Annotated in this window: 8 protein-coding genes and 1 pseudogene; 7 read left to right on the top strand and 2 right to left on the bottom strand. The window is 59.1% G+C overall.

Annotated elements, in window-relative coordinates; translation table 11 throughout:
- From BRAS3809_RS24205 to BRAS3809_RS24235, 7 genes are all read left to right on the top strand, one after another.
- On the top strand, nucleotides 1-485 hold a 485-nt coding region (locus tag BRAS3809_RS24205), incomplete at its 5' end, for a glycosyl transferase (RefSeq protein ID WP_035658089.1).
- A gap of 20 nt (nucleotides 486-505) precedes the next feature.
- The gene (locus BRAS3809_RS24210) at nucleotides 506-1009 is read left to right on the top strand and encodes a serine O-acetyltransferase (protein ID WP_008964667.1); all 504 of its coding nucleotides are present in this window, start codon (nucleotides 506-508) and stop codon (nucleotides 1007-1009) included.
- An 8-nt stretch (nucleotides 1010-1017) separates the two neighbouring features.
- On the top strand, nucleotides 1018-2007 hold the full coding sequence (locus BRAS3809_RS24215) for a glycosyltransferase family 2 protein (protein ID WP_008964668.1): 990 nt from the start codon (nucleotides 1018-1020) through the stop codon (nucleotides 2005-2007).
- Between the two features lies 1 nt (nucleotide 2008).
- Nucleotides 2009-3208, top strand: coding sequence for a glycosyltransferase (locus BRAS3809_RS24220; protein WP_008964669.1), 1200 nt, complete (start codon nucleotides 2009-2011; stop codon nucleotides 3206-3208).
- A 117-nt stretch (nucleotides 3209-3325) separates the two neighbouring features.
- Nucleotides 3326-4525: a glycosyltransferase gene (locus BRAS3809_RS24225; RefSeq protein ID WP_008964670.1), complete on the top strand. Its 1200-nt coding sequence runs from the start codon at nucleotides 3326-3328 to the stop codon at nucleotides 4523-4525.
- Between the two features lie 289 nt (nucleotides 4526-4814).
- The gene (locus BRAS3809_RS34505) at nucleotides 4815-5666 is read left to right on the top strand and encodes a glycosyltransferase 61 family protein (protein ID WP_170323324.1); all 852 of its coding nucleotides are present in this window, start codon (nucleotides 4815-4817) and stop codon (nucleotides 5664-5666) included.
- Nucleotides 5667-5807: 141 nt separating this feature from the next.
- On the top strand, nucleotides 5808-6680 hold the full coding sequence (locus tag BRAS3809_RS24235) for a beta-1,6-N-acetylglucosaminyltransferase (RefSeq protein WP_008964673.1): 873 nt from the start codon (nucleotides 5808-5810) through the stop codon (nucleotides 6678-6680).
- On the opposite strand, the gene BRAS3809_RS24240 is transcribed toward BRAS3809_RS24235, so the two are convergent.
- Both BRAS3809_RS24240 and BRAS3809_RS36800 read right to left on the bottom strand, forming a co-directional pair.
- The gene (locus tag BRAS3809_RS24240; protein ID WP_240535760.1) at nucleotides 6670-7629 is read right to left on the bottom strand and encodes a hypothetical protein; all 960 of its coding nucleotides are present in this window, start codon (nucleotides 7627-7629) and stop codon (nucleotides 6670-6672) included. The two genes, BRAS3809_RS24235 and BRAS3809_RS24240, sit on opposite strands and share 11 nt — an antisense overlap.
- 115 nt (nucleotides 7630-7744) lie before the next feature.
- A pseudogene (locus BRAS3809_RS36800) lies at nucleotides 7745-8061 on the bottom strand (glycosyltransferase family 61 protein); the annotation flags it as partial.

Consider the following 8061-nt stretch of genomic DNA (forward strand, 5'->3'; position numbering starts at 1 on the left):
ATGATATGGATTGGGATCATGTCGGATCCCGCTCTTGCGACTGGGTCCCCGGCTGCTTCTATCTGATCAGAAGATCGGCCATCGATCAGGTCGGCCTCTTCGATCCGCGATTTTTCGTCTATTATGAAGAGGTCGATCATTGCCGGCGCATGAAGCAAGCCGGTTGGCACGTCACTTATTTCGGCGACACGACGGTCGTTCACATTGGCGGCGAAAGCGCGAAAGCTGACGCCGGGCTAACTGCCGCAGGACGGCAGATCGCGCGGCTACAGATCGAAAGTGAAATGTTGTATTTCCGCAAGTATCATGGTCTGAGTGGATTGCTGGCTTTTCTTGTCCTCACCGGCTGCGGCGCCATGCTTGATCTCTTGAAGGATCTCGTGCGTCCCTCGCAAGGTCGCCCTCGGAACGCCCAGCGGCAGAAACTGAAGCTTTCTCTTTCCCTTCTCGGTCCAACCGGCTGGGCGACGAGACCGACGCGGTAGCGCGCAGAGACCATATCCGCATGTTCGACAATATCAGACATGACCTGCGAGCCTATGACTACAATTGGGGCGCGCAAGGATTTTGGGCGATGCTGGTCTACCGATTTGGTCGCTGGCGCTATGGGATTCGCCCCTTGCCCCTGCGCAAGCTCTTTTCTGCACTCTACAAGATTTCTTTCAAGATGATTCAGATTTTGACCGGAATCGAGCTGCCCTGCGAAGCGGAGGTTGGCCGCAACTTCGTCATCGACCATTTCGGCGGCATCATCGTCAGCGGTTACGCTCGCATCGGCGACCATTGCCGGATCAGAAATGGCGTCACGATCGGACTTCGCCGTGTGGAGGAGAAGGTGGCCCCCATCATCGGCGACAATGTCGATATCGGTGCAGGCGCGAAGCTTCTCGGGCCCATCCGCATCGGAAATAATGTCATCGTTGGCGCCAACGCCGTGGTGATCTCTGATGTTCCCGACGACTCGATTGCTGTCGGCGTACCTGCCGTCGTCAAGCCACGCCGAACGTAGTCATCTTCATGATGTCCAAGTCAGCTCCTCCCGCGTTTGGCGTCGTGGCAATCGGCCGCAACGAGGGTGAGCGGCTGAAGCGCTGCCTGAGCTCCATTAGCGGCGCCACTCGGATCGTCTATGTCGATTCTGGCTCGACGGATGGCTCAGTGGCCTTCGCCGCGCAAGCAGGGATCGACGTCGTCTCGCTGGAGATGAGCTTACCTTTCACGGCCGGACGCGCTCGCAATGTCGGGATGCAACGATTGCTCCAGCTTGTACCCGATCTGGATTTCGTTCAGTTCGTCGATGGTGACTGCGAGCTGCGACCTGACTGGCCGACCGCCGCGATTTCTTATCTCGTCGATCATCGGAAGGTCTGCGCCATATTCGGGCGCCGCCGGGAGCGATTTCCAGATCGATCGATCTACAATCTGATGTGCGATCGGGAATGGGATACGCCGGTGGGCGAAGCCAAAGCCTGCGGCGGAGATGTCATGATGCGGGTCGACCCGTTTAAGGCGGCGGGCGGCTATCGAGAAGATATGATCGCTGGCGAGGAGCCTGAGCTCTGCTTGCGGCTCCGCGCCGCGGGCTGGACGATCTGGCGCCTCGATCGCGAAATGACCTTGCACGACGCCTCCATGCATCACTTCTCGCAATGGTGGCGACGCCAGGCTCGCAGTGGCTATGCTTTCGCTCAAGGCGCTCATCTGCACGGCAACTCCGACGAGCGGCATTGGGTCTGGGAATCGCGCAGAGCCTTGGTCTGGGCGTGTCTCATTCCGTTGGCGATCCTATCCGCGCTTCTGCTCGTCGGGCCCATCGCGCTGTTGCTGCTGCTGATCTATCCAGCGCAGATTCTGCGGCGCAGCCGCAGAATGTCTGGAAGGTTTCGCACCCGCATCCTGCTCGCGTTCTTTGAGCAGCTCTCGCGCTTTCCGGAAGCCTGGGGGCAGCTCCTTTTCTTGCGTAATCGGCTCCAGGGCCGTCACGGCCGGTTGATTGAGTACAAGTGACATGCGCATCGCTTATCTCGTCAACCAGTATCCGAAGGTCAGCCACAGCTTCATTCGCCGTGAAATCCTGGCCTTGGAGCGTGAGGGGCTGGAGGTGACGCGCATCTCCATCCGTGGATGGGACGCTGACCTTGTCGATGAGGCAGATGTCGCCGAGCGCGCCAGAACCCGTTATGTCCTGCAAACGGGGGCCCTTGCGATCTGTATGGCGGCCGCCTCGGCAGCGCTCACACGGCCCGGCGCCTTTGCGCGGACTTTGCTGCTGGCCTTTCACATGGCACGGAGGGCCGAACGCTCCCTGCCCTATCACCTGATTTATCTAGCCGAGGCCTGCCTGATCTTGCACTGGCTGCGCCAATCCGGCGTTGCGCATGTTCATGCCCACTTCGGCACAAACTCCGCGGAGGTGGCGATGCTGGTGCACTCGCTCGGCGGTCCGCCCTTCAGCTTCACTGTGCACGGGCCAGAGGAGTTCGACAAGGCGCCCCTTTTGGGACTTGCGGAAAAAGTTCGCCACGCCGCCTTTGTCGTCGCGATCAGTTCGTTCGGCCGCAGCCAGCTGTTCCGGCTGGTCGAGTCCATGCATTGGAGTAAGATCCAGGTGGTCCGGTGCGGACTGGACCAAGCAGACTTCGAAGCAGAGTCCGACTATCGTGAAACTCGGAACCTGGTTTGCGTGGGCCGACTTTGCGAGCAGAAGGGTCAGCTCATGCTGATCCAGGCCGCACGATTGCTGGCCGAGGCGGATGTCGATTTTGAGCTGATCCTCGTTGGCGACGGCGAGCAACGTCGGGATATCGCGGCCCTGATCACTGAATTCTCGCTGGACGATCGTGTGCGCATCACGGGATGGGCCAGCTCGACAGAGGTGCGATCGCACCTCCGAAATGCGCGAGCGCTGGTTCTCCCGAGCTTCGCGGAAGGATTGCCGGTTGTGATCATGGAAGCGATGGCCCTCCGCCGCCCGATCATCTCTACGTTTGTTGCGGGAATTCCCGAGCTTGTCAGGGACCAGGAGCACGGCTGGCTGGTTCCTGCCGGTGACGTTACCGCGCTTGCTGCTGCCATGCGTAGCTGTCTTGATAGCACGCCAGCAAAGCTGCAGAGCATGGGACAGGCGGCTTTCGAGCGGGTGAATATCCAGCACCATGTCGCGACATCTGCGAGAGAACTCAAACGACTATTCTTGGACAGTGACTAGATTACGCGTTCTCCTCAAGCCTGCTGATGCTGCGTAACGAATTGACGCCCTTCGGGACGGGAGCCCTTCCGTGACCTTCCCGGACATCTGAACCGAAATCCCGGCGGACCTACAGCAATGAGCTTGCGATTCACAATCGTTCAGTATGCCGGCGATTACCGGGAGGCTTTTGAGCGGCTCTCGGCCGGCGGCAAGGAAACCTATTATGCGCAGCGCCAATCCGTGGAATTCGTCGGCTCCCTGGCCAAGCAGCTCGAGCAGGTCGCGGTGATCTGCGCCGTCAGCGACACCAGCTACGATCGAGTGCTCTCAAATGGCGTTCGGGCGATTGGCGCCGGCTTGCGCCCAGGTTTCAAGCCCGCATCCCTGATCCCGTTCATTGCAAAAACGAGCCCCAACCGCCTGTCCATCAACTCGCCATTGGCGCCCGTGCTGCGATGGGCGAGACAGAACCGGATACGAACCATCGTGCCGCTGGCAGACTCCTTCAACGCCAGCGGTCTGCGCGCGGCGATCCGCCATCGCTTGCTGGCCCGTCAGCTCAACGATCCGATGATCGAATGGGTCGGCAATCATGGGATCAGCGCCTGCCTCGCGCTCGCAGGAATCGGCGTGCACGCCGAAAAGATCGTGCCCTGGGACTGGCCTCCGGCGCATAGCCCCTCCGATTATGCCCCTCGCAGCCTTGGGCGGGATAGTCTCCGCAAGATCTTCTACGTCGGCAGCCTGTCGCAGGCGAAGGGCGTCGGGGATCTTCTGCAGGCAACAGCGAGGCTTCGCCAACAGGGCTATCCGGTCTCGCTGGCGCTGGCCGGACGCGATGCCGATGGCAGCATGGCCGCGTTGGCAAGCTCATTGAAGACCGAGAATGCCGTGTCGTTCCTTGGTGTCGTTCCCAATGAGGATGTTCCGCGGCTGATGCGCGAAGCCGATCTCGTGGTCATTCCATCGCGACATGATTATCCGGAAGGGCTGCCGCTGACGATCTACGAAGCGCTTTCGGCTCGTACGCCGATCGTCGCCTCTGATCACCCGATGTTTCGCAACGCGCTGGCAGATGGTGAGAGCGCTGTCATTTTTGAAGCGGGAGACGTGAACCAATTAGCGAGAGCCATTGTCAAAGTCTTGAACGACCCTCCGCTCTACGAAGCACTCTCGGCACGCTCAGAGGAAGCCTGGAACCGAATTCAACTGCCAGTCACCATGGGTGCATTTGTCGCAGCCTGGCTGGAGGATAAACCCTGCCAGATCGCATGGATTAGGGCTCATAACTTGAGCTCCGGCCGATACAAACCTAGCATCCGTAAGCGGTTTTGACTAAAGCACATGACGAGTCGCTTGGCTTCCTTCCGTTTTAGCGATGCTTAGAAGACGAATAATGCATATTAATAGAAGAGACGCTGCTCGTCTTCGACTCTCCCCTTATCTTCGATTGGCCGAACGAATTATTCGCGGACCGGGGTCACTCGCGTCCGTCGCCACGGAATGCGAGCTGCTTTGTCCCGAAGAGATTACCGAGAATCGTCCTACTGTTTTTCTCGAGAACCAATTGGAACGACTAACGGCAGGCACAGAGCATCGTCCGCTGGCAGACGAGATCGAGAGCATGCTTGCACCGACATACACGCACGCGGCGACCATCGCCTATCACGTCAAGAATGCAGCAGTGCTTGATGGATCAGTATATTCGAGAAATCTTCGGCATTTCGTCGCTGACAAGATTGAAGGCAATCGCGATGCCGCTGTGCCCCATCTAAAAACGGCAGGACTTGCGTCGAGCGCCATTGGACACCGCTACTTTGGGCATTGGCTTCGCGACGATTGCTTGCAATATCTGCTTGCCCGTGAAACCGGCGCAGTCGTCAGTTTTACAACGCCTGCATGGACCCACAAGTCACAGTACGCAGCGTTGTTTGGGCAAACCTGGACTCCTATTGACCGAGCAATCGTAGACGATCTGATCATTTACCAGGATTTCGGCCAGAACAGCCTGAAGGCCAAGCGGTACGGAATCCTATCTCAATTAATCAAGTCAAGACATCCCTCATCAGGACCGAGGGACAAGCTCGTTTATCTAAGACGGGGGGAGACTGGGGTCGCAAGAACGATCTTTGAGGAAGAGCGCTTGCTTGAGCTTCTGGCCCGAAACGATTTCGAGCTCCTTGATATCGCGACCCATAACCTCGATTTCATCATCAAGACCCTCCTACGCGCAAAACTTGTGGTTTCAATGGAAGGAAGTCAGATAGCACATTGCTGCTATACGCTTGATCCGGGATGCGGGCTTCTGATCATGGAGCCATCCGATCGCTTTACCGCGGTTCATCGCCATTGGTCTTCCAGAATCGGCATTCAAACTGGCTTCGTGGTGGGTACGGCATCGCCCACAGGGTATCGGTTTTCCGGGGAAGAGGTCCTGCGAACATCAGATTTGATGATAAGCCGGCAGCACGTTTAACCCTGAAGTGCGTCCATCGCAGTTTGTAGCCGATATTTGTTCCAGACTTCTTGGAAATACCATAAGAATAGACTGTCGTTTGGGTACCGTCTGCCCTTGACGCCACCGTGACTGCACTTTCCTATACTCGGCCACTCAAGAATGGCGCCAACGAAGCTTGCCTTCTTCATCCTTTGCCACAAGGCGCCGCGTCAGGTCATTCGCCTGATCGAGCGCCTGCGTGACAATGGGGCAACCTTTGTGATTCACGTGGATAAGCGTACGGGCGCCGAAGTCTATCAGGACCTGCAGACATTATCGGAACAGTTGCCCAGGCAGGTGTTTCTCTGCAGGGAACGCCACCGCTGCTATTGGGGTCGATTCGGTATCGTGTCAGCAACCTTGAGCTGCATGCGAGAAGCCATCGCCCGACAACTCGCTTTCGACCGCGCCTTCCTGCTGTCGGGCCAGGACTACCCGATCAAGTCGATCGGCCAGATTCGTGCCAAGCTGGATCAGCATCCCAATACCGAGTTCATCGAATCCTTCCTTGTCGACGAGCCCAATCGATGGACTGAAGCAAAAGGCGAGCACAACGCGATCAACCGCGTACTCTACTGGACGCTGTCGTTTCGCAGCCGGCATATCCAGATCAAATGGCGCCGGCGCTTTCCGCTCGGGTTTCGGCCGCATGGCGGCTCAATGTGGTGGTGCCTGAGCAGAGACTGCATTGCCTACGTCGACAGTTTTGTACGGCAGAACCCGGCCTATGTCCGGTATTTCAAGACCGTCTTCATTCCCGACGAATCGTTCTTCCAGAGCCTGCTGTCGAACTCGCCGTTCCGCGACCGCATCGTCAGCGACGATCTGCGCTATGCCGATTGGGACAATCCGAATCCGCTCTATCCGCGCACGTTGGACATGGACGATGCCGAGCGCCTGCGCGCCTCGCCGAAACTGTTCGCGCGCAAATTTGACGAGCGCAGCCTGGCGCTGCTCGACCTGATCGACCGCGAGATCGCGCTCAACCCATGAGTTCGTAATAGCCGAGTCGCCTCAGCCAGCTCCGTCGCGCCTTCAACATGCGGAACTGCCAGGGCTGCAGCTCCCGGAATGGCAGCAGCGACGCCGATTGCGTCGCCGTGTCGTCGCCGTCGAGCAGGCCGTTTTGGTGGGCATCGACGAGCCACCATTTCGCCTCACCGCCGGCGTGGAAGCACTTGATCCCGGAGAACCGCTCCCGCTGCAGCAGAGCTGCGCCGGGTACGCCGAGACGGCGCAACAGCCGCTTATACTGCGTGCGGTGCCAGCAGACCCATTTGCCCGGATCCAGGTAGCCGCCACCGATCTTCATGGCGATGGCGGCCCAGACGATCGATTCGATGTGCATGTGGCGCGGCAGGCTCGGCGCCTCCAGCGTCGCGATCAGCCAGTTCAGCCAGTCCAGATCGACCGGCTGTCGCCATTGCGCGACACCGATATCGGTGTGATGCGCCAGCGCAACGCCGGCTGTGATGGCCGAGGTCACGACCTCGTCGGGCAGCAGGCAGGACGGCCGCTGCCACATCAGCATCACGCCGCGCGCGAGGGTCGGCTCGAAGCTGAAGCGGTTGGGAAAATACAGGTCGGGATCGAGCACGACCATCTCTTCCCCCGCCGCGCTCAGCAGCAGCGGATCGGTGATCTTCCGCCAGCAGGGATGGCCATGACGGAACCGCCGCAACGCCTGATGGCGGCCGAACCGCTCTTCCTCGAGCTCGGCAAGATCGCCCTCGCCATGGACCGCCGTCGCCCGCAAGTGCGGCGCCGGCTCGGCGCGCAGGCCGTCGAGCTCGTCCTGGAGCTGGCGCACATCGTCGGGGCCATCGGTGATCAGCGTCAGCGTGAACGGCTCCACGGCATTGCGCAGCAGGCTGCGCAGCCCCAACCGCGCGTAAGGCAGCGACCGCGGCGACAGCACCATAAACAGCCGGCGGGGACTCATTTCCTCAACTGCGTCTGTCGCTGTCATCGTTGCATACACGTCATTCGCAACTGGCATTCAGCAACACTCGCACGACAGACCCGAGACGACAGACCCTCTGCATAGTCTTTTCAGATCACGCCAAGTCAAGGAGCGCAACCGGAATACGCTCGACCGCCTCCAAGAAGTTTGTCAGCTCCAGCCTCCGTGTCTTGTTGTCTGCCACTGCGGCATCAATAAACGATAGCAACTCGTCACCGTTCACCATGAACGCCCCACCCCCTTTGGGCTCGCCGACAAACATCGCTGCAGATAGGCCGAAAAACGGGGCCAAATCTGCCAATACTGTCAATGTCCGGTCTGGTGGATTCAAGATGATCATATTTCCATACCGCGCCATCATGAAAAGCGCATGGGTAAGGTGGGATCCCTCAACGCTGACCACGAGATCCG

The sequence above is a fragment of the Bradyrhizobium sp. STM 3809 genome, assembly GCF_000239795.1.
GTDB lineage: Bacteria > Pseudomonadota > Alphaproteobacteria > Rhizobiales > Xanthobacteraceae > Bradyrhizobium.